Genomic DNA, 25605 nt, shown 5'->3' with positions numbered 1-25605 from the left:
CCCTCCATCCGCCCCACCCTCTGTAACACACCGTAATAATTCACTCGCACGCAGTCCCCGGACATTTCATAAGTGCAGTTCATGACCGCAAAGCTCACACATGCGGAAGCCCTTTTTTCGGGCCTGTGCGGGGAAACCATGAGGGCAAAAGGGCCAGGAAGGCTTGGCGCTATTCTTCTTGTGATATACGATATACAACATTTGGTATTAGAAGAATCAGAAGAATAAAGCGGCCAGTACCAGGCCCGGGTTTCGATTGACCTTTGGAGGGAGAGACTTCATGAAGATTTGCATCTATGGCGCCGGTGCCATCGGTGGCTATCTCGGCGTGCAACTCGCGCGCGCCGGAGCCGATGTCAGTCTGGTGGCACGTGGACCGCACCTCGCGGCCATGCGCGAGCACGGACTCAAGCTGCTCATCGATGGCGAAGAGCGCGTCGCCCACTTGCGTTGCACCGACGATGCGCGCGAACTCGGGCATCAGGATTACGTGATCATCGCCCTGAAAGCGCACTCGGTACCGTCGGTACTCGACGCGACGCAGCCGCTGATCGGCCCGAACACGGCCGTCGTCACGGCCGTGAACGGCATCCCCTACTGGTACTTCTATAAGCACGGCGGCGCGCTCGAAGGCACGACGCTGGAGAGCATCGACCCGGGTGGCCGTCAGTGGCGCGAACTCGGCCCGGAGCGTGCGATCGGCTGCGTGGTGTATCCGGCCACGGAAGTGGTCGCGCCGGGTGTGATTCAACACGTCTACGGCAACAAGTTTCCGCTGGGCGAAGCCAGCGGCGAGCGCACCGAGCGGGTGGAGAAGCTCTCGCAGATCATGATCGCCGGTGGGCTCGACGCCCCGATTCGCGAGAACATCCGCGACGAGATCTGGCTCAAGCTCTGGGGCAACCTCTGCTTCAACCCCATTTCGGCCCTCACCCACGGCACGCTCGACATCATCGCCAGCGATCCGGGCACACGCGCCATTGCGCGCGCCATGATGCTAGAAGCGAAGGCCATCGGCGACAAGTTCGGTGTGCACTTCCGCGTGGACGTCGAACGTCGCATTAATGGTGCAGGCGCGGTTGGCGCACACAAGACGTCGATGCTGCAGGATCTTGAGCGCGACCGCGCGATGGAGATCGACCCGCTCGTCTCCGTCGTGCAGGAGATGGGACGACTGGCCAACGTGCCGACACCCACGCTCGACGTCGTGCTCGCACTGATCAAGCAACGTGAGTTCATGACGAAGCCGGATGCCGTGGCGGCCGCGCAGGAACGTCTGGCTAAAGCGGCATAACAAGCCCGCATGCCGTAAGCGTTGTTTGTTTGAAACACCCGATCGCAGGGCACCGTGGTGTGCCCCGCCCGAATCGGCACTGACTATTTATATAGAGGGCAATGCGACGGGTCTGAAAAACGCGTCGTCGGCCCCGCCCCGCAAGCGCTTATCCGTGCCGCCACCGGACCTCCGGTCGCGGCCGATTTTTTGCCGGAAACCTCGGCGCTGTATGGCCGATGCAGGGAATAACGGCTGTGGTTTCGCGGCAACGCAATAACGTCCGTTTGGCCCACCCCGAAAGCAGCACCCGAATCACTGAAAACTGCGTGCGCCACTGGCGTCCCGAAATCCGCACCATTGCAAGCCAGACGGACATCCGAGGAGGTTCATCGCCATCATCGATCCCACAAGCACTATCGGAAAAAGAGACAAATCCGAGACGTGTAAGTGCAGTGAGACCTAAAGAACGTCCCGAAAAACGATAAATTTTGATATTCGGTATGTGGTATATCTTGAGACTTGTTGCGGCGCGACATACAATGCAAAGCAAGTTCTCCCCCACATTACGACCCGTCAACCTTTATCTGGAGTCTCACCATGTTAGTCGCTGCCCTTACGCTTCTCGCCCTGGCTTCTGCCCTCGCCGCCGGTGTTGCAATGGTTCATCTGTTCGTCGCCCTGCCCGCCAAAATGCTCGAAAAGGCTGAAACCAACGGCCGTTTCGCCTATCTGGCAGAAACCACGCAGGCAAACGAATCGGGTAAACTCGTCACGAAGCCGGCAACCATCGTGGGGCAGCAAGCATTGCGCCTCTGAAGGGGCCGTAATACCTAGGAGACTATTGCATGTCCCTGATCACCCCAACTCCGGTGCGCGTGACGCCACTCGCACTGGAGCCGATCGACACCACCACGAGTTTTCGTAATCAGGCGTATGCGCTGCTGAAAAAAGCCATCGCCGATGCCGATATTTATAACCAGAAGGACGAAATTCGCCTGGACGAGCGTCAGCTCATCCAGGTGCTTGGCGTTTCGCGCACCCCGATTCGCGAAGCCATGACCTTGCTGGAACAGGAAGGTTTTCTGCGCACGGTGCCGCGCCGGGGCATCTTCATCATCCGCAAGACCAAGCGTGAAATCGTGGAAATGATTCAGATGTGGGCCGCCCTGGAAGGGATGTCTGCACGTCTGGCCACGCTGAATGCGAGCGACGAAGAAATCGCCAAGCTGCGTCATTTGTTCGACGAGTTCGTGAATGCACCGCCGACGGATCACATCGAAGAGTATTCGGACGCGAACATCGACTTCCACCAGGCCCTGATCAATCTTGGCGGCTCACAAGCCATCGCCAACACGATCAAGAACCTGTTCATTCACGTGCGCGCCATCCGTAAGGTGACGATTGCTCAGAACGACCGGGCAGCGCGCTCGATTGTCGATCACCTGAAGATCATCACCGCGCTCGAAAAGCGCGATACGGAACTCGCCGAGAAGCTCGCGCGCGACCACACCCTCGGTTTGGCCGCGTTCGTCGAAGAGCACTGCGACTTCCTCGAATAAGCGCTTGATCGGGATTTGATCCGCGTTTGACGTCTCCACGACGCGCTCATCGCGCGTCTGCGAAAAAGCCAGTGATATGGAAGTGTCACTGGCTTTTTTTCTACCCCCTCCTCCCGCCTGTCACGCCCACCGGCATTGCCTTTCCGGATTCGGGTAAACGATCCCGCGAAACCGCTTGCCTCGGTATTGCACGTATACCGTATATGATATATCGTGTTTCACATACTGACCGAAGGTTGACGAAGTAAGCACCGGGCGAGAGGCCGAGCCCGTGCGGCATATGGTGGGGGCTATGTGTCGCACGCTCATCCGGCATCACGCTGATCGACTAGACCCGAAAAGCATCGTCGTATGCGACCAATGGGTCTCTCGCCCCCGGGGCAGGACAAGAACATATAACCACCCTCAGGCGCGCCGTTCCCCACAGTGCGCCAAACAGGAGACATCAGCCATGCGCGAGGCTTATTCCATCGCGACGGTGCAAGCGATTCTGGACAATCATGCTGCTCAGGAAGGCCCCCTTCTGCCGATCCTCCATGATGTTCAGGAAGCTTTCGGCTACGTTCCCCCGGATGCCGTGTCCGTCATTGCCAACGCCCTCAACCTGTCACGCGCCGAAGTGCATGGCGTGATCACGTTCTATCACCATTTCCGCACCACCCCGCCGCCGCGACACGTCATTCAGATCTGTCGCGCGGAGGCCTGTCAGAGCATGGGGGCCGACGCCCTTGTGGCGCACGCAGAACGCGCGCTGGGTTGCGCGATGCACAGCCACAGCGGCGACGTCGCGCTCGAACCGGTGTTCTGTCTGGGTCAGTGCGCCACGTCCCCCGCGATCACGATCGACGACAAGCTGCACGCGCGCGTCACCCCCGAGAAATTCGACCGTCTGGTCGCCCGCGCCAAGGAAGCCGTATGAGCCAGTCCACCACTTCCGCCAAGGCAGCTGTGCGCCTCTACTTGCCGCGTGACTCCGCCGCACTCGCCCTCGGTGCCGACGAAGTCGCGGATGCCATCGCCACCGAGGCCGCCAAACGCGGCATTGAAATCGAGCTGGTCCGCAACGGCACGCGCGGCATGCTCTGGCTCGAACCGTTGCTCGAAGTCGTGACCCCGGCGGGTCGCGTCGCCTATGGGCCTGTCGAAGTCGACGACGTCGCCGCTCTGTTCGATGCGAACGTCACCGCAGGCGGCGATCACCCGCTCGCGCTCGGTCTGACCGAAGAGATTCCGTATTTCAAGAAGCAGGAACGCCTGACGTTTGCACGCGTGGGCATCATCGATCCCGTTTCGGTCGACGACTACGTCGCGCACGACGGCTATCGCGGCCTGCGCAACGCCCTCGCGCTGGACGCCGCAACCATCGTCGCGCAAGTGACCGAATCGGGTTTGCGCGGACGCGGCGGCGCAGCGTTCCCGACTGGCATCAAGTGGAAGACGGTGCTCAACACGCCCGCCGCGCAGAAGTACATCGTCTGCAACGCCGACGAAGGCGACTCGGGCACGTTTGCCGACCGCATGCTGATGGAGGGCGACCCGCTCGTGCTCGTCGAAGGCATGACGATTGCTGGCATCGCGGTGGGTGCCACGCGTGGCTACATCTACGTGCGCAGCGAATACCCGCATTCGATCGATGTGCTCAACGAAGCCATCGTCAACGCGAACAAGGCGGGCTATCTCGGCGAGAACATTCTCGGCTCTGGCCACGCGTTCCACCTCGAAGTGCGCAAGGCCGCCGGGGCTTACGTCTGCGGCGAAGAAACGGCGCTGCTCGAAAGCCTCGAAGGCAAGCGCGGTGTGGTGCGGGCGAAACCGCCGCTGCCCGCCATCGAAGGTCTCTTCGGCTTGCCGACGGTCATCAACAACGTGATCTCGCTCGCTTCCGTGCCGATCATCATGGACCGTGGTGCGGAGTTCTATAAGAACTTCGGTATGGGACGCTCGCGCGGCACCCTGCCGATCCAGCTCGCGGGCAACATCAAGTACGGCGGCCTCATCGAGAAAGCCTTCGGCGTGACGCTGCGCGAGATCCTGTACGACTACGGCGGCGGCGCCATCACCGGTCGCCCGCTGCGTGCGGTGCAGGTCGGTGGCCCGCTCGGCTCGTACCTGCCGGAATCGCAGTGGGATACCCCGCTCGACTACGAAGCGTTCGCCGCGCACTGGGCCGTACTGGGTCACGGCGGCATCGTGGCGCACGACGACACCGTCGATCTCGCCAAGCTCGCCCGTTACGCGATGGAGTTCTGCACCATCGAATCGTGCGGCAAGTGCACGCCGTGCCGCATCGGATCGACGCGCGGCGTCGAAGTGATGGACAAGATCATCGACGGTCGCGACCGTCCCAAGCAAATCAAGCTGCTGCGCGACCTGTGCGACACGATGCTCAACGGCTCGCTGTGCGCCATGGGCGGCATGACGCCCTACCCCGTGCTGTCTGCGCTGAATCATTTCCCAGAAGACTTCGGCGCGGCCGAATCGTCGAACTTGCCGACCAAGGCCGCCTAGGAGACCCCCGATCATGATGGATCCGATGTTTGAGAAGGATTACGGCACCCCGCGCCGCGAATCGACGAAGGAAGTCACGCTGGAGATCGACGGCGAACAGGTCACCGTGCCTGCGGGCACGTCGATCATGCGTGCTGCGTCCGAGGGCGGCGTGAACGTGCCCAAGCTGTGCGCAACTGACTCGCTGGAGCCGTTCGGCTCGTGCCGTCTGTGCCTGGTGGAAATCGAAGGCCGTCGCGGCTTCCCTGCATCATGCACGACGCCGGTCGAACCCGGCATGAAGGTCCGCACGCAATCGCCGAAGCTGCAAGAGCTGCGTAAGGGCGTGATGGAACTGTACATCTCCGATCACCCGCTTGACTGCCTGACGTGCGCCGCTAACGGTGACTGCGAGTTGCAGGACATGGCCGGGGTGACGGGCCTGCGCGAAGTGCGTTACGGCTTCGACGGCGCGAACCACTTCGACAGCGAGAAGGACGAATCGAACCCCTACTTCACGTACGACGCCTCGAAGTGCATCGTCTGCAACCGCTGCGTGCGCGCCTGTGAAGAAACGCAGGGCACGTTTGCGCTGACGATCTCGGGACGCGGCTTCGAAGCCCGCGTGTCGCCGGGTCAGGACCAGCCGTTCATGGATTCGGAGTGCGTGTCGTGCGGCGCCTGCGTGGCCGCATGCCCGACCGCAACGCTTCAAGAGAAGTCCGTCATCCATCTCGGTCAGGCCGAGCACGCCAAGATCACGACCTGCGCCTATTGCGGCGTGGGCTGCTCGTTCAAGGCGGAAATGAAGGGCAACGAAGTCGTGCGCATGGTGCCGCACAAGGACGGTCAGGCCAACGAAGGCCACGCCTGCGTGAAGGGCCGCTTCGCCTGGGGCTATGCCACGCACAAGGACCGTATCCTCACGCCGAAGATTCGCAAGAAAATCACCGATCCGTGGCAGGAAGTGTCGTGGGACGAGGCGCTCGATTACGCCGCGTCCGAGTTCAAGCGCATTCAGGCCAAGTACGGCCGTGACTCCATCGGCGGTCTGGTGTCCTCGCGCTGCACGAACGAAGAAGACTACCTCGTGCAGAAGCTCGTGCGCGCCGCGTTCGGCAATAACAACGTCGACACCTGCGCCCGCGTGTGCCACTCGCCGACCGGCTATGGTCTGAAGGCGACGCTCGGCGAATCGGCCGGTACGCAGACGTTCAAGTCGGTCGAGCATTCGGACGTGATTCTCGTGATGGGTGCGAACCCGACCGACGGTCACCCGGTGTTCGGCTCGCGTATGAAGAAGCGTCTGCGCGAAGGCGCGAAGCTGATCGTGATCGACCCGCGTCGTATCGACCTGGTGAAGAGCCCGCACATCCAGGCCCAGTATCACCTGCAACTGCGTCCGGGCACGAACGTGGCCATGGTCAACGCACTGGCGCACGTGATCGTCACCGAAGGTCTGATGGCCGACGACTTCATCGCCGAGCGTTGCGAAGATCGCGCGTTCCAGCAATGGCGTGAGTTCATCGCCCGTGCCGAGAATTCGCCGGAAGCGACCGAAGCCCACACGGGTGTGCCTGCCCACCTCGTGCGCGGCGCAGCCCGTCTGTACGCGACCGGCGGCAACGCGGCGATCTACTACGGTCTGGGCGTGACGGAACACGCACAAGGCTCGACCACGGTCATCGGCATCGCCAACCTCTCGATGGTCACTGGCAACATCGGCCGCGAAGGCGTGGGCGTGAACCCGCTGCGCGGTCAGAACAACGTGCAGGGCTCCTGCGACATGGGCGCGTTCCCGCACGAACTGCCGGGCTATCGTCACGTGTCGGACGCGAGCGCCCGTGCACTGTTCGAAGCCGAATGGGGCGTCGAGCTGCAATCGGAGCCGGGCCTGCGCATTCCGAACATGTTCGATGCGGCGCTCGCGGGCACCTTCATGGGCCTGTACTGCCAGGGCGAGGACATCGTCCAGTCGGACCCGAACACGCAACACGTCACGCATGCGCTGGAGCAAATGGAGTGCATCGTGGTGCAGGACATCTTCCTGAACGAAACCGCGAAGTACGCCCACGTGCTGCTGCCGGGTTCGTCGTTCCTGGAGAAGGACGGCACGTTCACCAACGCCGAGCGTCGTATCTCGCGCGTGCGTCAGGTCATGCCGCCGCGCGCCGGTTACGCCGATTGGGAAGTGACGATCCAGCTGGCGAAGCGTCTGGGCTACGAGATGAACTACTCGCACCCGTCGGAAATCATGGACGAAATCGCGCGTCTCACGCCGACGTTCACCGGCGTGAGCTACGAGAAGCTCGATCGTATGGGCAGCGTGCAGTGGCCGTGTAACGAAGAAGCGCCGGACGGCACGCCCGTCATGCACATCGACGAGTTCGTGCGCGGCAAGGGCAAGTTCCTCATCACGCAATACGTGCCGACGGACGAAAAGGTCACGCGCCGCTTCCCGCTCATCCTCACGACCGGGCGGATTCTGTCGCAGTACAACGTCGGTGCACAGACGCGTCGTACGGACAACAACTACTGGCACGGTGAAGACCGTCTGGAAGTGCATCCGCACGATGCCGAAGAACGCGGCATCAAGGACGGCGACTGGGTCGGCATTCAGAGCCGGGCAGGCGAGACGGTGCTGCGCGCGATCGTCAGCGACCGCATGCAGCCGGGCGTGGTGTACACGACGTTCCACTTCCCGGAGTCGGGCGCGAACGTGATCACGACCGACAACTCGGATTGGGCGACGAACTGCCCCGAGTACAAGGTGACGGCGGTGCAGGTCACGCCGGTGGCGCAACCGTCGGAATGGCAGCGTCAGTATTCGGACTTCAACCGTCAGCAGGAAGCGTTCCTCGGACACGACCAGACGACGGCGGCCAGCGCAAGCTGAGTCGGCAATCAGGCACGCGACGGCGCAGGTCGAACGACCGCACCGCCGTGTGCCGCCACGGACAATCCGCGTCCATCGTCGGAAACGCATCGTGCCGACGAGCTTCGCCGTCTATTGCCAACAGACGGCGCGGCGGACGCGAGATTGGCCAAGCGAACCGGTGCAACGCATCGACAGAGAACGATCACAGGGGACAAGACAGATCATGGACACCGACAATCTGGTCAAGATGGCCAATCAGATCGGGGATTTCTTCGAGACGATGCCCGATCGCGGCGAAGCGCTCGAGAACATCGCGGGTCATCTGCGTCGCTTCTGGGCGCCGCGCATGCGCATGACGATTCTGGAGCATCTGGAGACGACGGACGGGCATGGCATGCGCGAGATCGTCGTGGCCGCCATCACCGCGCATCGCGCCGAACTCTGGCCGCGCAGCTGACATTCATCAAGACCTCAAGGCTTATGGGCGGGACGCAAGGTCCGGCCGTGACATCAGGCGCAGTTGTGGAAACGATTGCGCCTGATGTCGTTGGCAGACGCCAACACCGCTTCAGGCACCCAGCTTGATCAGCACCGCACCGCCGACGACCAGACTGCATGCCACGAGACGCCGCGCGTTCAACTTCTCCCGCATGAACAGCCAGCCCAGCAGCACCGCAAAGATGGCGCTCGATTCGCGCAACGCCGACACCACACCCATCGGCAGAAATTGCAGCGCGAAGACCACCATGCCGTAGGCGCATTGCGCAACCACGCCAGCCCCCAGCGCTTCCGCTACCCGACGGCGCGGCGCGAGGAACATGCCGCGCCATCCGCCCCGCCATTTCCACACCGCCCCGACCAGCGGCACGCTCGCAAACAAGTACGCCCAGGCGATGTATGCGAAACCGTTCCCGCCACTGCTGTTCGTCAGGCGAATGCCGAAGCCATCCACAATCGTATAGGCCGCAATGAACACGCCGGTGAGCAAGGCGGCAGGCACGCTGTCGCCGGACAGACGCCGCCCACGCAACGCGAGCGTCAGAATGCCGATACAGATGCACGCGATGCCGACCACCGCAATCCAGCGCGGCAGTTCGCCCGCGAGCAACAGCGCCGCCCCTGAGATCAGCAGCGGCGAGATACCACGCGCAATCGGATAGATCTGTCCGAACTCGCCCACGCGATAGGCGCGGATGAGCGCCGCCGTGTACGCCACCTGCGCACAGGCCGAAAGCAAGATGAGCGGCCAGACCTCGACCGGCGGTATCGGCAGCACCGCAATGCCGACGACGGCCGTGAGCAACTGCGGCACAGCCATCATGCCGACTTGCCAGAGACGATCGGGACTCGCGTGAAGGAAAGCGTTCCAGGTGGCGTGCATCAGCGCCGAGAGCAGCACGAGAAGCACGATGGGGGTGGTGGTCATGTCAATCGGACGCAGCGGCGGTGTGTCGGAAATGGGATGACAAGGGTGCGCCGACGGCATGGGGGTCGGCAACCAAAAAGTTGTCCACACCCTTTGTGGATAACCCACTGGATAACCTGACGTCGACTTCCGAATCGCCCCGTGAACAGGGGCTGTCAAGAGCCTTGCTCAAAAAACGATCAGAGAAGGAACAAATATTCGGCTTGACGGTCTGCCCCCTCCCTGCTCAACGGCCCGCCTCCTCGTTTGCCGACACATGAGACGACATCTCGGCATCCTTCTCAGTTTGGGTCGGCGGGTGCGCTGCGCTTTCAGGCGTCGGGAGCAGGCGACTGCGGCGTAGCACGCAACGCGGTCATCACCTGGCTCTGGCCCATGCCAGCTTCCGGCGACTTCTGTAGCGCCAGCAGATAGCGCTCGCCGAACTCGTCTTCCGCGCCACCGGTACGACGGAACAGTCTCGCGGCTTCGTCGGCCAGTGCAATACCCGCCTCAGCCTGCGGCGGCTCCTGCTCCTGCCATTCGTCGAGTGCGACGATCAGGCGCGAGACCGGATCGAGCCAGCGAAACCAGGGGTCTTCGGTGAACAACTGGACGAAGCGACCGGTCGGCACCGCGCCGAAAACCGCTTCGTATTGCTGACGGTCGTAGTCGATCAGCACCTTGTGCTGGGCAAGCAGCGCGGCGCGCAACGCCTTCAGTGCAGCGATCTGGGCGGCACTGGCCGGTGTGGTTTCGGTCGGTTCGGTCATCTCTGGCAACGGGTTACGTCAGAAAGGATAGGAAACAGAATTGGAAAGCGTCTGACATGCACTTTAGGACTTAGCCCATAGCCAACAGACGTCTGGATCACGATACTACACGGGTCTCGCAAACACCTCGCGAGACCAGGCTTTCACTTCCCCGTGAGAGGCCTGCTTCCTCACCCGCCAACCCGGCGGGTTTTTTTTTGCCCGGAAGCTTCATCCGCGCACTTCGTTTATCATCGGCAGCGCCCTGACCTCCCCCACTCTGCGTGGCTCACGTTCCGATATGACCCTTCCCCTGCATCCCAAGACGATTGGCGTGATGGGGTCCGGCAAACAGCCGTGGCCCGAACTTGCCGTGCCGCTCGGCCGTGCGCTGGCGCTCGCTGGCTTTCACTTGCTTACCGGCGGTGGACAAGGGGTAATGATGAGCGTGAGCGAAGCGTTCTGCGCTGTGCCGCAACGCATCGGTCGTAGCATCGGCATCGTGCCGACGGAGGCCGTGGGTGGCGCGGAGGATGCCGACGATGAGCAGACTGGCGTACCTCTCACCTTCCGCGCAGTGCCCGGCTATCCGAACCCGTTCGTCGAAGTGCCGATCCTCAGCCCGCTGCCGCGCCATCTGCCCGACGCGCCGCCCGGGACCCTTTCGCGCAATCACATCAACGTGTTGTCGAGCGACGCCATCGTCGCCCTGCCCGGCAATCACGGCACGCGTAACGAAGTCGGGCTCGCCGTGCACTACGGCAAGCCCGTGATTCTGTTCGGGGAGAGCGAGCACTTCGCGGACATGCCCGCGTCGCTCGTGAGAACGGTATCGCTCGATACCGTAATGGACTTCGTCAGAACGGTACGGTGAGCTTCGCGTCGATGGACTGGAAGCGGTAGGACCATCCCGGCGGGCCGCTCGCTGCGGGCATCCACGGCGCATTCAGACGCTGCATCACCGACAAGTCGAGCTTCGACGTCCCCAGATAATGCGTGTGACTCAGCCCCACCTCGGCGTAACTGTCGTAGGTGTGGATCGCGTTCGGATCTTCGGTGCGACTGCGGTTGTAGCGCAGCTCGACGCCGGTCGTCCCGTTGGACGTCACATCGAACGCGCGGCGCACACGCCATTGGAGCGTCTGCGTCTGCGTGGTGCCCGTCGCAATCTGATCCGTGGCGGCATTGGTGGAGCCAGTGATGCCGACGGTCCAGTCGGCGTCGATGGGTAACGAATAGTTAGCCGTCAGATCGCGGTTGGTCGCGTCACGCCGCGCATTCTGCAAGTCCTGACTGAGCTTCGTATCGAGCTTGCCGTACATCCCCAGCGGGTTGTTCATCAGCAGATTGGCGGTGCCCTGCATCTTGCCGGTGGTCGTCATGCCGCTGTTGTTCATACCGACATTGAACTGATACGGACGGTCGTTGAGTACCTGAAGCCCGATAGCCCCCTCGCCCGGCGTGCGGCTGCGAGTCGCGACAAAAGGCAGTTGGTCGTCGCGCACCACGAGTCCGCGACGCATCAGCATGCGGATGTTGCGGTTCGCCAGACTCTCGTGGCGTGGCATGCCGCGCAGGCACGACGCGCGTGCGAGGAACGCGTTGGGCGGTGCGACGTCGGGCAATGGCTGCGGCTCGGCGGTGGCGGCCGTAGCACCCGAGGCCACCGCATCGATATCGACGGCATGGATCGCGGTGCCGTCCGCGCTCAACTCGGGTGCGACGGCAAACTCGCCTGCGGGCAGCGGCGGCGAAGGTGGTGTCGGGGAGACGACCGGTGCCGCGTCCGCAGTCTCGGCAGATGCGGCACTCGCGCCGTCTGCTGCGACCGTTTGCGAAGGATCGGATGACGTAGATGCGCCGCCAGCGGTTGCCGCAGTGTTTGAAGCTGCTGCGGCTGCGGCTGCATCGGCCGCACGCTTTGCGGCGTCGCGATCCACGGCCGCAGCAACCGCATTCGGGTCGTCGCCCGCGAACAGTGCAATGGGATCGGTGGCTACACCCGGGTCCTGCACCAATGGCGGTGCAGGCGGTGGTGGGGGCGGCAAAAAATACTGAGGCGCCAGTCCGCGGTCCCACAGTCCGTAGGACACAGCATTCTGCTCAGTGAAACATGGCGGATTAGGATCCGAGAAGAGAGATTGTGCGTGCGTGCCCACCGGTATTCCGGCACTCAGACACGCGGCCAGCAGGAGGCGACTCCGCACGACCGGCTTTACCGACATTCGACACCTGAAAATCCCACCCGCACCGTTGCCGTCCGCAAGCGTCGTGCGCCACTTTCGACATGAGGGGGGTGATGTAGCGACAAGGGGCTATTTTACGTCGATCGGGTGACGCTCTGCCAGTCACGAAACGCCCAGAATCTCCGGGAACTCTTTCATGAGATTGCCACTCATACCGCGTGACTTCCCCTGTAGTGATTTTTGCCCGCCTCGTGCGGGCGTTTTATTTTGCGATTCCACATCGCAAAAAAAGCCCGGGAAGTGGGTTCCCGGGCAATGGTCGATCGCCATGGAGGGGCGACCGAGGGGGGGCCAGCCGATGCCGCGTCCCGGTCAGGACGCAGCACCGTTGTCATCCCGTCAATTACTTCTTCTTCCCACCTTTTCCGCCAGCGAGGAAGCGCTCGTTGTACTCGTCCATAAGCTTGCGCACCGTGGCACCGATCTGGATGTAGTCCGGTTCGTTGAGGTTCGCGAGCGACACGCGGCCTGAGGGGTGCAACGTACCGAAGCCACGTCCCGGCAGCAGCACGACGCCGCTTTCCTTGGCCAGACGGAACAGCACCTCCGACGGATCGATGTTCTTCATGAACCAGTCGACGAACGCCTTGCCGTAGATCTTCGTACCCAACACCTCCAGATCGAGGATGTTGTAGTAGTCGACGGTGTTCGGCCCGCTTTCTTCCGAGATCCCCGCTGCGCGATACATCACGGCCTTGCGGCGGCGGATGATGCGCTTCACGGCATGCTTGTACGCATCCGGCTCGTCCATCAGGCAGAACAGCGAGAAGAGCGCCATCTGCACCTGCTGCGGCGTCGACAGGCCTGCCGTGTGGTTGAGTGCCACTGCGCGGCTGTCGGCCACAAGACGGTCGATGAACTTGAGCTTTTCCGGCTCCGTCGTGATCGACGAATAGCGTGCATTGAGCCCTTCACGCTGCGCCTTGGGCAATTTGGCGATCTTGTCGTCGAAGACATTCTTCTCGTGCGTGGCAATCGCGCCGAGACGCCAGCCCGTCGCCCCGAAATACTTCGAGTACGAATACACGAGGATGGTGTTGTACGGCGCAATCGCGAACAGCGAGCGGAAGTCGTCGGCAAACGTGCCGTAGACGTCGTCGGTCAGGATGATCAGGTCCGGGCGCTTCTTGACGATAGCGGCGAGATGTTCGAGCGAAGCGTCGTCCATCTTCACCGACGGCGGGTTGCTCGGATTCACGAGGAAGAACGCCTTGATCTTCGGATCGAGCAGCTTGTCGAGTTCCTTCTTCGAGTACTGCCAGCCCAGATCCGGATCGGCATTCAGATTCACTTCGTGAAGCTGATAGTCGGCTAGTTCCGGAATCTCGATGTACGGCGTGAAGATCGGCATGCCCAGCGCAATCGAATCGCCCGCTTGCAGCAGATGGTTCGTCTTGAGCGTGTTGAACAGATACGTCATGGCCGCAGTGCCGCCTTCGACCGCGAACAGGTCGAAGTTGCCCACGAACGGGTGACGTCCGACCATCTCGCGACGCAGATACTTCGCCGAGATCTTCTCGGTATTGCGCAGCATGCGGTCCGGCACCGGATAGTTACAACCCAGAATGCCGTGCACCATCTCCGTGAGGAAATCCTCGACGACGAGCCCCATCTGATCGCGTACGTACGAGATCGATTTCTCGAGGAACTTCACGCCCGGTGCGTGCTGGTTCTCACGGGCGAAATCTTGCCAGCGAGCTTCCACGCCCTTGCCCGGCGGAATGCCGCCCACGCCTTCCGGCATGTACGTGAACTGGCGCTCGGCTTCGGACAGCGCGAACAGGCCCAGTTGGAAGAAGCCGTGACGCGGTTCGAGCGCCAGGAAGTTCGGGTTGCCGCGACCGGCGTTGAGCATCGAGCGCTGTGCGCCATTTTCCTGCGCGAGTTCGATCAGCGTGTCCTTGAATTCGAACGGGCTGAGTTTGGCGAGTGCGTCGAGTTCCTTCGATTTCATAGCAATTTCTCCATGAACAACCACTTACAACCCATAGCGATGCCGTCTTGCGGGGGCAGCGACGGACGATCGGGACGAATGCATCAATCAGATAAACGTAATAAGGGACGGACGAGGCCTCAGGTCAACGACACCACCAGCGGTCCGAGCAGCGTGAGCAGCACGTTGGCGATGGCGTAGGTGATGGCGAACGGCACGGTCGGCACGTTGCTCTCGGCCTTGTCCAGGATTTCGCCGAAGGCCGGGTTCGCACTGCGCGAGCCGGACAGCGCACCCGCCAGAATGGCGACGTTGTCGTAGCGCAGCACATAGCGTCCGAACAGATACGTGAGCAACAACGGCACGATGGTGACGATCACCCCGGCGAGGAAGATCGAGATGCCGCTTTGCTGCAACGTCTGCCAGGCCTGCGCACCGGCGGAGAGCCCCACGCAGGTCACGAACGTCGCCAGCCCTAACTCCTTGAGCAGCGAACTTGCGGCGAGCGGCATTGCACCGAACGTCGGGTGCTTGCCTCGCAGCCAGCCGAACACCAGCCCCGCGAGCAGCGCACCGCCACCGCTGCCCAGCGTGAGCGGAATGCCACCGACCTTGACCACGATGTAGCCGATCAGCAAGCCGACGACGATGCCGATGCCCATGTACACGTAGTCGGTCTTCACCGAGTACGCGACCGGATAACCGGCTTCCTTGGCGGCACGTTGCACGTCGCTGTCGGCGCCGTACAGCGTGACCACGTCGCCGTGATAGATGATGGTGTCGTCGAGAATCGGCAGGGGCTGGCCCATCCGCATGATCTTCGCGATGTACACGCCATGCTTGACGTCGCGCTCCACACCGGCCTTGAGTTCGCCGAGCGTCTTGCCGTTGCCGCCCTTGCGCGCGAACACGACTTCCTGCATGCGCAATGCGATGTCGAGATCGGCTGACGGACGTTGTTCGTCGCCGAGCAGACGCCAGGCCTCGGTGGCCGCTTCACGTCGACCGATGAGCATGACGTCGTCGCCCGCTTCGAGCACGAGATCGTCGGTCGCGATGATGATTTTGCCCTTGCGGCGCAGCCGTTCGATGGTCACACCATCGGTCAGTTGCTTCTCGATCTCGATCACGCGCTTGCCCGCGCCGGTCGTCACGCGATAGACGCGGCCCACGAGCGCAGGCAGCGAGTCGACCTGATCGGCGGAAAGGACCGCGCGGCCACCGGCCATTTCAAGTTCGGCCTTCTTCGAATCTTCCTTGAGCGTGCGCCCCATGAGCTTCGGCACGAGCGACGCGCACACGATGATCGCGCCCAGACTACCGAAAATGTACGTCACCGCGTAGCCGATGGCGACTTCGGACTGCAGGCGCTTCACTTCGTCCGCAGGCAAGCCGAGGCGCGAAATGGCGTCGCCTGCCGTGCCGATGATGGCGGACTGCGTGAGACCGCCACCCGCCACACCGGCCGCGAGGCCCTTGTCGAAGCCGAAGATCTTTGCGCAGATCAGCACCGTCACCAGCCCGGACGCAGCAAGAAACACAGCCATGCCGATCTCACGCAGCGTTTTGCGCGAGAGCGAGCTGAAGAACTGCGGACCGCTTTCGTAACCCACGGCGTAGATGAACAGCGCGAACATGATGCTCTTCACGCCAGCGTCGACCGAAATACCGATTTGGGAGACGACCACGGCCACCAGCAGCGAGCCACCCACGCCCCCTAGCTGGAACGAACCGAACTTGATCGCCCCGATGGCGTACCCGATGGCGAGCGATAGGAAAATCGCGACCTCCGGGACATGATTAAGAATCGTATGCACCAGTTCCACGGCAGAACCTCCGTCAAAAAGATGAATGCGGCCACTGGCGGGGGAGCCAGCGCCGACTCGCTAACGCGAAAACTGATGGGCGACGAAAACCACCGCCGGTCCCATAAGCGGCAGCAGCACGTTCGACAGGGCGTACGTCACCGTGTACCCCACGACCGGCAATGCGCTGTTCGCGGTTTGCACCACTGCGCTGATGGCAGGCGTGCTTGCCTGCTGACCTGCGATGGCGCCGATCAGAATCGGGCCATCGATGCGCAGCAACTTGTGGCCCACCCACAGCGACACGAGCGCCGGAATGAGCGAAACGCAGATCCCCACGACCGGCAACGCCATGCCGTGTTCGCGCAGCAGCACCGCCGCCTGCGGCCCGGCCGACAGGCCGACGCACACCACGAACACCGCCAGTCCAAGGTCTTTGAGCAATTCGTAAGCGGCCGGGGGGAACGTGCCCCACGTCGGCCGACGCGACAGCAGCCAACCGCTCGCCAGCCCCGAGACCAGCGCGCCACCGCCCGAGCCGAGCGTCATCGGCGCACCGCCGATGTGCACCGACAAGTGCCCGATGCAAAGGCCGACGATCAGCGCGAGGCCCACGAAGATCAGGCTTGTCTTGTTGCCGTACGGCACGGGCTTGCCCATGACGGCACCCGCGCGTTCGACATCCTCTTGAAGACCTTGCAGCGTCACCACGTCGCCGCGTTGCAGCGGAATCTTGTTGAGCGACGGCAACTGCATGCCCATACGTTTGACGGCTTTGACGAACACACCGTGGCGCAGCTCGACCGGCGCTTCACGTCGCAGATCGGCTACGGTGCGCCCTTCGGCTTCCTTGTTCGTCATGATGAAATCGCGCTCCACGAGCACGATGTCGCTCGTCTCGGTGCCCGCGACTTCCGGGCCGATGAGCGCGTGTGCTTCGAGCATGGCGTCGCGACGGCCAACGAGCAGCAGCTCGTCGTTCACCTCCAGCGTGAGATTTTGTGCGACCGCCACTTGCGTCGCGGCGCGGCGTACCCGCTCGATGGCGACACGGCCGTCCAGCGCGGCTTCGAGCGCAGCGACGGTGAATCCGGGGTGCGCCACGCGATAGCTGCGCCCAACCAGATCGGGCGCGGCCGGTGCGCCAAGTTCGTCACCGTTCTCGTCCTCCATCTCCTTCGCGAGACGTGCACTGTCGGCTTTCAGATCGATGCCGAGCAAACGCGGGGCGAGCAGATTGGTGAACAGGACGATGGTGATGAGGCCGAACACATAGGTCAGCGTGTAAGCCGTGACGACGTTGGCCTGCAACGCCTTGAAGGCTTCGGGATCGAGTCCGAGGCGTCCCAGCGCTTCGATGGCCGTGCCGACCATCGCCGACTCCGTTGCCGCACCGGCTGCAAGGCCACCCGCCGTGCCCGGATCGAGACTGAGGAAGTTCACGGCCAGCATGACAATGCCGAACACGAACACCACTTCGATGATGGAGAGCACACCGAAGCGCAGGCCGCGCAGGTTCAGGTTCTCAACGAACTGCGGACCGGCGGAAAAGCCCATCGCGAAAATGAACAGCGCAAAGGCGAAATCCTTGAGCGAGCCTTCGACCATGCAGCCGGTCTGTCCCACGAGCAATGCGACAAGCAGCGCGCCGCACACGCCACCGAGCTGAATAGGGCCGAACTTGATTCGCCCGAGCAGTTGGCCCAGGACGACGCAGACAAACACGGTGATCAACGGCACGGCATCGAACAGCGGAACTGAACACTGCATACAGGCTCCTGCCACATGTCGCGCTTCGGCGACGGGCTACCGCACTTGGCGGCATACGTCCGGCATACGAGACTTCAGAAAACGACAGATCGTCGTGGCAGTGACCACGCCGATCGAGAGACAGCAGACCGTGTATCGGTCGTACGTTTTGCACCTGTGCGGGAACCGCCAGGCGTTTATGTAGGGAGGGCGCACACGGCGCACTTATTACCCGCGCAAATTGCACGATCGTCGCGCAATCGGGTAGCACAAGTAATTAAAATTACGCTATCTGCGACTGTTCCGCATTTCGAGGCGACGCGGTGTGGGCATAGTGTTGTTCAACGTTCCGGACGTGTCAACAGGTTTCGCGTAAGGTCTCCACCTTGTGCGCGTCAAGCCCACAATTCCACCCACTATGTCGGAATCCTGATTAATAGTCGACGAACGTCGGCCACACGGGCGGCACGTCGACAGCGCCCGCGAAATCGCGTGATCGCGCCGTCTGGCGTGAGGAAAATCGCGGAGAGGATAGATGAAAATTTTTCAAGTTCCGCGACAGGATGCCGCGGGGGTACGGCAGCCGAAACGCGCGCGCGGAGTCGCCATCGCGTGACGGATGGCGCATGACGTCGTAGGACGATGGACGAGGGCGTTACTTCGGTGCGCGGATTTCGTGGATGGTGCCCGGCCCCCAGCCGGTGGCGTCCCACTTGCCGTCGCGCAGCGTCCATTCATGGACACCGGTCTCTTCCCAGTGCGGCGGGGTATAGCGCATGCCGGGGCGCTTGGCTTCCATGTGTCCATCCACCCAGTCGTAGCGGCCGTCCTTCCATTGCCAGTAGCCCGGCACCCAGAACTCGCCCGTGGGCGCGGCGTGCGGATCTTCGAAGCGCGGCGGCGGCGGACCGCGTTGCAGCGTCACGTCGGCCAGCGCAGGCAGGCTTGCCAGACACAGTGCGGCCGCAAGCACATGACGGCGATGTGTGGCGAGGAAGGTCATGACGGACGTGACAGGCGAGACGATTGAAAGCGACGAAGACGACATTGCGCGGACTTTCAGTGAAGACAGAGAAGTGACACATTGTACCGTCCGCTTCCCCGCATCTTCAGTCCACATTGCGCGGGATGCGCGGCATAACGTCACGAAACCTTATAATCGGCGCACTCACAACCTGCCGCCCCGTGCGGATACCGACGGTGCCGCCATGAACGGTTGCCGCAACGCTCACTCATGAACCCTGCCCCTGCGGCCGCCGGTCACCGGCAATTGCTTCGTCTGGCGGTGCCGATCGTGCTCGCCAATCTCACCCAGCCCCTGCTCTCGGCCGTGGACACCGCCGTGGCTGGTCATCTTCCCGGCCCGGCCTATCTGGGCGGCGTCGCGCTCGGCGGTCTGTTGCTCAACCTGATCTTCTGGGGCTTCTCGTTCCTGCGCATGGGCACGACCGGTCTCGCGGCGCAGGCCTTCGGCGCACGGGACGCACAACGCCTTCGCGACACGCTCGCCCGTGCGCTGGCGCTGGCCTTCGCCATCGGTGCGGTGTTGCTCGTGTTGCGCGTGCCGCTGGTGTCGCTCGGCGTCTCGTGGCTCGGCGGCAGCGAGCAAGTGCAAGCGCTTGCACGGGAGTACGCCAGCATCCGTATCCTCGCTGCGCCCTTCGCGCTCGGCAATTACGTGGTGCTGGGGTACCTGCTCGCGTGTCAGCGTGTGCGTCAGGGACTGGCGGTGCAAGTGTTCATCAATGTGGTGAACATTGTCGCCGTACTCGCTTTCGTGCGCGGCTTCGACTGGGGTGTAGCGGGCATTGCGTGGGCGACAGCGCTGGCCGATCTGCTCGGGTTCGTGCTGGGCGCGTGGCTGCTCTGGCTAGCGCGCACGCCGGGTCTGCCGCCGCTGCGCGTAGCCACGCTCGTCGAGCGCACGGCGCTCTGGCGTCTGCTGCGCCTGAATCTCGACATCTTCCTGCGCACACTGTTTCTGCAACTCGCGTTCGCATGGTTTGCACGCGTGGGTGCACGTCTGGGTGACACCACGCTCGCCGCCAACGCCTTGCTACTCAACTTCCAGACGTTCATGGCTTATGGCCTCGACGGCTTCGCGCATGCCGCCGAAGCACTCGTAGGCGCTTACATCGGGGCGCGGCAACGGCAGGCGCTCTTGCATGCGATCCGGCTCTCGCTGGGATGGGCGCTCGGATGCGCTGTGGCGTTCGCGCTCGTCTACGCGATAGCAGGTGGCGCGATCATCGACGCACTCACCGATCAGGCAACGCTGCGCGAAACCGCACGCGAATTCCTGCCATGGGCGGTGCTCTCGCCCATCGTCGCCGTCTGGTGTTTTCAGTTGGATGGTGTCTTCATCGGCGCGACGCGTACGCGCGAATTGCTCACGTCGTCGCTGATCGGTCTGCTGGTGTTTGGCACCGTCATGCCCTTCACGCTGGCGGCGTGGGGCAATCACGGCTTGTGGGTCGCGCTGATGGCGTTCCTCGCCACGCGCGGTGTCGTGCTGGGTGTGCTGCTGCCGCGCATCTGGCGCGGCATGCCCCGTCAGGCGGCTTGATTCAGATGATCTGAACGGGACGAGCCTCCGAGGCCCGTCCGTTCACAGCGCGGCCTGCTGCGGCCTCAGCCGCGAATGCAAGCCAGCGCCGCCGCGTGCAGTTCGGCGTTGGCGGCCGCCAGCACCTGTCCCTGCGACGTGAGCGTCAGCGGCTTGCCTTCCCAATCGGTAATGACACCACCGGCCGCCTCAACCACAGGCGCTACCGCCAGATAGTCGTACGTCTGCAAGCCCGCTTCCATCACCAGTTCGATATGCCCACTCGCGAGCAGCCCGTAGGCGTAGCAATCGCCACCGAAACGACGACGGCTGACCGCCTTCGTCAGGCGTTCGAACTGGGCATACTCCGCCGTATCGAAAATGTCGGGCGACGTGGCATAGACAGTCGCGTCGGCCAGCGTCGTGACCGGGCTCGTCGCGCACAGCTCGCCACCGAAGCGCGCTTCGCGCACGCCCGCAGCGACGTCGTTCACTCCCACCCAGCGCTCGCCCGTGGCAGGCATATCGATCACACCGACGACCGGGTTGCCGTTCTGCAGCAGCGCGAGCAACGTGCCCCACAGCGGATGCCCCGTGATGAAGCTGCGCGTGCCGTCGATCGGGTCGACCGACCAGACAAACTCGGCGTCCACGCCGGTCTTACCGAATTCCTCGCCCCAGATGCCGTGCGACGGATAACGTGCGGCGATCTTCTCGCGCAGCGCCGTTTCGACTTCGCGGTCGGCAATCGTGACGGGGCTTTCGTCGGCCTTGTCGTCGACCGCAAGACGGCGGCGGAACCAGCCCATCGACAGCGGGCGGACGGCGTCGGCAAGCGAGGCGGCAAACGCCGCATATTCGGCAACAGCGGAAACGGACGACATGCACGAATCTCCTGCAAAGGTGCCGCACGGTGCGGCAAATGGTGAAAACACTCAATGAATCGCGATGATACGCGTTCGCCAGTGACGCCGCGACGACATTCCGCGCACAAATATACCTGGCGGCCCGTGTACCGGGAGCGCCCAATACTGGTGCAAATTTGCTATGCTCGCGGCCTGATTTGCCCCCTCTCACAGGACTCCCATGCTTTCCGGTCGCGGCGTGATGCTTTCCGTATCGGCGTCGGTCATGTTTTCCGTCATGCCCGCGCTCGTGGCGCAATTGTCGCCCCTCTCGGGACTGGACGTCTTTGCATGGCGCATCCTGCTCACCCTGCCCGGCACGCTGGTCATCGTCACGGCGTTGCGCCGCTGGGAAGTCGTCGGCAGCACGTTCTCGCACGTCTTTCACCGCCCTGCACTGCTCGGCGCAGTCCTGTTGTGCGCCGCGATGCTGGCCGTTCAGCTCTGGCTGTTCGTCTGGGCACCGCTGCAACAGCGCATGCTCGACGCCTCACTCGGCTACTTCCTGCTACCGCTCACGATGGTGCTGGCGGGTCGCACCGTCTACAAGGAACGCCTGAGCCCGTTGCAGACGGCCGCCGTTGTCTTCGCCGCAGTCGGTGTTGCGCATGAACTGTGGGCGACGCGGGCGCTGTCGTGGGTGACGGCCGTGATCATGTTCGGCTACCCGCCCTACTTCCTGCTGCGTCGTCGCCTGCATCTGGACGCCCTGAGCGGCTTCATTCTGGAGATGCTCGCGATGGCGCCGGTCGCCGTCTTCCTGGTCTGGCACGCGTGGGCGCAAAACGCGCCGGTGCTCGCAGAGCCGCGTTTCTGGTTCTGGCTGCCCGCGCTGGGGCTGCTCAGCGCAAGCGCGCTCGCCAGCACGTTCGCCGCCGCACGCGTGTTGCCTATCGGGCTTTACGGCATTCTCGGTTACGTGGAGCCGGTGCTGCTGTTCGCCGTCTCGATCACGCTGTTGGGTGAGCCCTTCACCGAGCGCGGGCTATGGACGTACGTGCCGATCTGGATCGGTGTGGCGCTCATCGTGTTCGACAGCGTGCGCACGCTGCGCCGCCAGCGGTTGCGCCGCCCCACAGACGAAGCGGCACCTCTGTAAGGCTCACTGTCGGGCTGGCTGTAGGTTGTTAGGCACGACGTCCTGCAAGGCAACATCGGCGCGCTATACTCGCGAAAGCTTGTACGACAACGACTATGAAAAATCTCGCCAGAACCGCCATTCTGCTTTCCTCGGGGCTTCTCACGGTGACGCTGTCCGCCTGCGGCACGTCGGCACCGCTATTCACCTCCGACGGACGCCCCACACAACAAATCCAGTGCTCTGCGACCAATTCGGGCGACTGCGACCAACGCGCCCGCACGCAGTGCGCGCAAAAGGGATACGACATCCTCACGCGCGACGTGAACGGTGGCGTCGCCAATCTCGTGATCGCCTGTCGCCCCAACTAAGGCGCACTTCCTACGACGTTTCGACTACCGGCACCGCGCCCCACACAGGCGCGCGCTGGCCGTTGGCATTCCGATGGGTTCTTGCGTGCGATCAAAGTCCCTCCCCGAGTCTGGGATGACATTCGCCGCACGCGGTGCGAGAATGGGCTGAGTTTTCCCGATTGCCGCACGAATTTTCAGCCCCAAGAGGACACCATCATGTACGAACGCATTCTGGTTTCGATCGACGGCAGCACGCCTTCGAACCGCGCCATCGACGAAGCGGTCAAGCTCGTTGCACTCAGCCAGGGCAAGATTCGCCTGGTCTCGGTCGTGCCGTCCCTCGCCAACGCTTACGCTGCCGGAGCCTACAGCGGCTTCGTGCCCCTGGAGAGCCAGGAGTCGTTCGAGAAGGAAACGGACGAGATTCTGGCAAACGCCAAGGCCGAACTGCAAAAGCGCGGCGTCGATGCCGAGACGAAGATGATCACGCTCGAAGCAGGCACCGACGAAATCGCCGACGCCGTGCTGCGCGAAGCGCAAGAATGGAACGCCGATGTGATCGTGCTCGGCACTCACGGACGTCGCGGCATCAACCGTCTGCTGCTGGGCAGCGTGGCCGAGACACTGCTGCGCATCACCACGGTGCCGGTGCTGCTGGTCAAGGCCGCCGACAAATAACTTCGAAAACGCATCCTCCCTCGCGCTGACGTCCGCCCTTCTGGCTCGTTGAACGCAGTCCGGAAAGGTCGCTACGTCAGGCGACGATAGGTCAGACAACAAAACGGCACGCGCCCCCGCGTGCCGTTTTGCTTTCAGCGCGGGTTTTAGCGAATACCTGCGCGCATGAACGACTGCACGAACTGACGCTGAAACAGCAGGAATGCGATGAACAGCGGTGCTGCGGTCATGAGCGTCGCGGCGGTGATCAGCGACCAGTCGATGCCCTGATCGGTCGCCGCGAAGACTTGCAAACCGACCGTCAGCGGACGCGTCTCCACCGAGTTCGTCACGATCAGCGGCCACAGGAAGTTGTTCCAGTGGTGACTGATCGACACGAGCGCATACGCCACGTACACCGGCCGCGCGAGCGGCACGTACACGCGCCACAGCACCTGCCACGCGTTAGCACCCTCCACGCGCGCCGCATCGTCCAGCTCGCGCGGCACCGTCTTGAACGCTTGCCGCAGCAAGAAGATACCGAACGCCGACGCGAAGTACGGCAGCGCAATCCCCAGAATCGTGTCGCGCAGCCCCATCCATGCGATGGTGCGGTAGTTCTCGACGATCAGCACGTCCGGCATGACCATCAGTTGCAGCAGCACGATCATGAACGCCACTTCGCTGCCCCGGAACGTGAAGCGTGCGAACGCGTAGGCGGCCAGCGTGGCGAGTACGATTTGCGCGGCGAGGATCACCGTCACCAGCACGAACGTATTGATGAGATAGCGTCCGAACGGCGCAGCCTGCCACGCGTGGACGAAGTTCTCCAGCGTGAGCGGCGCGTCGAGCACGAAGCGCGTGGCGTAGGCGGATGGATGGATCGCGCTCCAGACACCATAGAGCAGCGGCAGTAACCACAGCAGGCCGAGCAGCCAAGCGCCGGTCACGTCCAGCAGGTTCGCATGCCCCGTTGCGGAGAAGGCAGGAAGCGACCCAGACGATTTGCCCGCACGGGCAGATGCGTCCGACGTCTCCGTCACGGAAGAGGGATTGGCAGAGGTGGTCATTGGTAATGCGTCCGTGAGTCGAGCAGACGGAATTTCACGAAAGCGACGATGGCGAGCAGCGTGAGCAGCACCACCGTGAGCGCCGCCGCGTACGACGTATCCCAGAAACTGAAAGCCACCTGATAGATGTAGTACAGCAGCAACTGCGTGGCGTTGTCGGGACCGCCACGTGTCATCACCACCACGTGATCGACCAGACGGAACGCGTTGATGATCGCATTGATCACCACGAACACGGTCGTGGGCATCAGCAGCGGCCACTGCACGCGACGGAAGAACTGCCAGCGCGACGCCCCTTCGAGCGCTGCTGCTTCGGCGAGCGTCGGCGAGATCTGCTGCAACGCGGCCAGATAGAAGATCATGAAGAAACCGGCTTCCTTCCAGATCGTGACGACCATGAGCGCAGGTAGCGCGGTGCCCGGCTGTCCGAGCCAGTTGTGATCGCCCCAGCCGAACGCCTGCGTTATCTGCGCGATGAGTCCGTACTGCGGTGTGTAGAAGAAGAGCCAGATGTTCGCGACAGCAATCATCGGCAAGATCGCGGGCGTGAAGTACGCCAGACGCAGCAGCGCGCGACCGGGCACCTGACGATGCACCCACAGCGCCATGACGATCGACAGCACGATCGCCACCGGCACCGTGATCAGTGCGAACAGCAGGTTATTGCGCAGCGCCTGCCAGAAGACGGGATCGTCGACGAGCGCCTGATAGTTCTCGGCACCGACATACACGGACGATGCACCGGCGCGCGCCGTCGAGAACACGCTATGCCATAGCGTCGCAACGGCAGGATAGTGGGTGAACGCGACCAGCAGCACCAACGCCGGTAACAACAGCAGCCAGGGCACCCATGAGGCGGAAGAACGGTTCATCGTCGGTCCATCGGTTCAGCACCCGGGGCCAGGCC

At 62.9% G+C, this 25605-nt stretch carries 22 protein-coding genes; 12 read left to right on the top strand and 10 right to left on the bottom strand.

Annotated elements, in window-relative coordinates:
- Positions 1–280: 280 nt before the first annotated feature.
- The 7 genes from ACIQWO_RS00360 (at position 281) to ACIQWO_RS00330 (ending at position 8657) form a co-directional block, all read left to right on the top strand.
- A complete protein-coding gene (locus ACIQWO_RS00360) occupies positions 281–1294 on the top strand; it encodes a 2-dehydropantoate 2-reductase (RefSeq protein WP_402817709.1) in 1014 nt (337 codons plus the stop codon).
- 579 nt (positions 1295–1873) lie between these two features.
- Positions 1874–2092 (top strand): hypothetical protein, encoded by a 219-nt coding sequence (locus ACIQWO_RS00355; RefSeq protein WP_069343425.1) that lies wholly within the window; start codon positions 1874–1876, stop codon positions 2090–2092.
- A 29-nt stretch (positions 2093–2121) separates the two neighbouring features.
- Complete coding sequence (locus ACIQWO_RS00350) at positions 2122–2835, top strand: GntR family transcriptional regulator (protein ID WP_039399646.1); 714 nt, start codon at positions 2122–2124, stop codon at positions 2833–2835.
- Positions 2836–3286: 451 nt separating this feature from the next.
- Positions 3287–3754 (top strand): formate dehydrogenase subunit gamma, encoded by a 468-nt coding sequence (locus tag ACIQWO_RS00345; protein WP_150576523.1) that lies wholly within the window; start codon positions 3287–3289, stop codon positions 3752–3754.
- Positions 3751–5343 carry a formate dehydrogenase beta subunit gene (locus tag ACIQWO_RS00340; RefSeq protein WP_402817703.1) on the top strand — a complete coding sequence of 531 codons (1593 nt, stop codon included), beginning with the start codon at positions 3751–3753 and terminating at the stop codon, positions 5341–5343. Before ACIQWO_RS00345 ends, ACIQWO_RS00340 begins: the two co-directional genes overlap by 4 nt.
- A 13-nt stretch (positions 5344–5356) precedes the next feature.
- Positions 5357–8218: a formate dehydrogenase subunit alpha gene (gene fdhF / locus ACIQWO_RS00335; RefSeq protein WP_402817700.1), complete on the top strand. Its 2862-nt coding sequence runs from the start codon at positions 5357–5359 to the stop codon at positions 8216–8218.
- Positions 8219–8423: 205 nt separating this feature from the next.
- Positions 8424–8657 carry a formate dehydrogenase subunit delta gene (locus tag ACIQWO_RS00330; protein WP_150576520.1) on the top strand — a complete coding sequence of 78 codons (234 nt, stop codon included), beginning with the start codon at positions 8424–8426 and terminating at the stop codon, positions 8655–8657.
- Between the two features lie 111 nt (positions 8658–8768).
- Here ACIQWO_RS00330 and ACIQWO_RS00325 read toward each other — a convergent pair whose 3' ends face one another.
- A complete protein-coding gene (locus tag ACIQWO_RS00325) occupies positions 8769–9626 on the bottom strand; it encodes an EamA family transporter (protein ID WP_233325105.1) in 858 nt (285 codons plus the stop codon).
- A 311-nt stretch (positions 9627–9937) separates the two neighbouring features.
- On the bottom strand, positions 9938–10378 hold the full coding sequence (locus ACIQWO_RS00320) for a hypothetical protein (RefSeq protein ID WP_402817695.1): 441 nt from the start codon (positions 10376–10378) through the stop codon (positions 9938–9940).
- Positions 10379–10658: 280 nt separating this feature from the next.
- Between ACIQWO_RS00320 and ACIQWO_RS00315 the strand changes: the two genes are divergently transcribed.
- Positions 10659–11231: a DNA-binding protein gene (locus ACIQWO_RS00315; protein WP_402817692.1), complete on the top strand. Its 573-nt coding sequence runs from the start codon at positions 10659–10661 to the stop codon at positions 11229–11231.
- Here the strand turns inward: ACIQWO_RS00315 and ACIQWO_RS00310 are convergent.
- The 5 genes from ACIQWO_RS00310 to ACIQWO_RS00290 form a co-directional block, all read right to left on the bottom strand.
- Positions 11215–12450: a ShlB/FhaC/HecB family hemolysin secretion/activation protein gene (locus tag ACIQWO_RS00310; RefSeq protein ID WP_402817689.1), complete on the bottom strand. Its 1236-nt coding sequence runs from the start codon at positions 12448–12450 to the stop codon at positions 11215–11217. The genes ACIQWO_RS00315 and ACIQWO_RS00310 overlap by 17 nt on opposite strands.
- 496 nt (positions 12451–12946) lie before the next feature.
- The gene (locus tag ACIQWO_RS00305; protein ID WP_150576516.1) at positions 12947–14557 is read right to left on the bottom strand and encodes a bifunctional aspartate transaminase/aspartate 4-decarboxylase; all 1611 of its coding nucleotides are present in this window, start codon (positions 14555–14557) and stop codon (positions 12947–12949) included.
- Between the two features lie 119 nt (positions 14558–14676).
- Positions 14677–16362, bottom strand: a complete 1686-nt coding sequence (gene aspT, locus ACIQWO_RS00300) for an aspartate-alanine antiporter (RefSeq protein ID WP_402817685.1) — start codon at positions 16360–16362, stop codon at positions 14677–14679.
- Between the two features lie 60 nt (positions 16363–16422).
- A complete protein-coding gene (aspT, locus tag ACIQWO_RS00295) occupies positions 16423–18111 on the bottom strand; it encodes an aspartate-alanine antiporter (RefSeq protein WP_402817682.1) in 1689 nt (562 codons plus the stop codon).
- Positions 18112–18745: 634 nt separating this feature from the next.
- Positions 18746–19138, bottom strand: coding sequence for a hypothetical protein (locus ACIQWO_RS00290; protein ID WP_402817679.1), 393 nt, complete (start codon positions 19136–19138; stop codon positions 18746–18748).
- Between the two features lie 186 nt (positions 19139–19324).
- On the opposite strand from ACIQWO_RS00290, the gene ACIQWO_RS00285 reads away from it, so the two are divergent.
- Complete coding sequence (locus tag ACIQWO_RS00285) at positions 19325–20656, top strand: MATE family efflux transporter (RefSeq protein ID WP_402817676.1); 1332 nt, start codon at positions 19325–19327, stop codon at positions 20654–20656.
- A gap of 65 nt (positions 20657–20721) precedes the next feature.
- On the opposite strand, the gene hisN is transcribed toward ACIQWO_RS00285, so the two are convergent.
- Positions 20722–21519, bottom strand: a complete 798-nt coding sequence (gene hisN, locus ACIQWO_RS00280; RefSeq protein WP_402817673.1) for a histidinol-phosphatase — start codon at positions 21517–21519, stop codon at positions 20722–20724.
- A gap of 202 nt (positions 21520–21721) precedes the next feature.
- Between hisN and rarD the strand changes: the two genes are divergently transcribed.
- From rarD to ACIQWO_RS00265, 3 genes are all read left to right on the top strand, one after another.
- Complete coding sequence (gene rarD / locus ACIQWO_RS00275) at positions 21722–22639, top strand: EamA family transporter RarD (RefSeq protein ID WP_402817670.1); 918 nt, start codon at positions 21722–21724, stop codon at positions 22637–22639.
- Between the two features lie 95 nt (positions 22640–22734).
- Positions 22735–22989 carry a hypothetical protein gene (locus ACIQWO_RS00270; RefSeq protein WP_402817667.1) on the top strand — a complete coding sequence of 85 codons (255 nt, stop codon included), beginning with the start codon at positions 22735–22737 and terminating at the stop codon, positions 22987–22989.
- A gap of 198 nt (positions 22990–23187) precedes the next feature.
- Positions 23188–23649, top strand: coding sequence for a universal stress protein (locus ACIQWO_RS00265; RefSeq protein ID WP_402817664.1), 462 nt, complete (start codon positions 23188–23190; stop codon positions 23647–23649).
- 146 nt (positions 23650–23795) lie between these two features.
- On the opposite strand, the gene ACIQWO_RS00260 is transcribed toward ACIQWO_RS00265, so the two are convergent.
- Positions 23796–24698 (bottom strand): carbohydrate ABC transporter permease, encoded by a 903-nt coding sequence (locus ACIQWO_RS00260; RefSeq protein WP_402817661.1) that lies wholly within the window; start codon positions 24696–24698, stop codon positions 23796–23798.
- Positions 24695–25570, bottom strand: coding sequence for a carbohydrate ABC transporter permease (locus tag ACIQWO_RS00255; protein ID WP_402817658.1), 876 nt, complete (start codon positions 25568–25570; stop codon positions 24695–24697). Before ACIQWO_RS00255 ends, ACIQWO_RS00260 begins: the two co-directional genes overlap by 4 nt.
- Positions 25571–25605: the final 35 nt, after the last annotated feature.

Source organism: Pandoraea sp. NPDC090278 (assembly GCF_044772185.1).
Taxonomy (GTDB): domain Bacteria; phylum Pseudomonadota; class Gammaproteobacteria; order Burkholderiales; family Burkholderiaceae; genus Pandoraea.
This window is presented reverse-complemented; position numbering and strand designations above follow the sequence as displayed.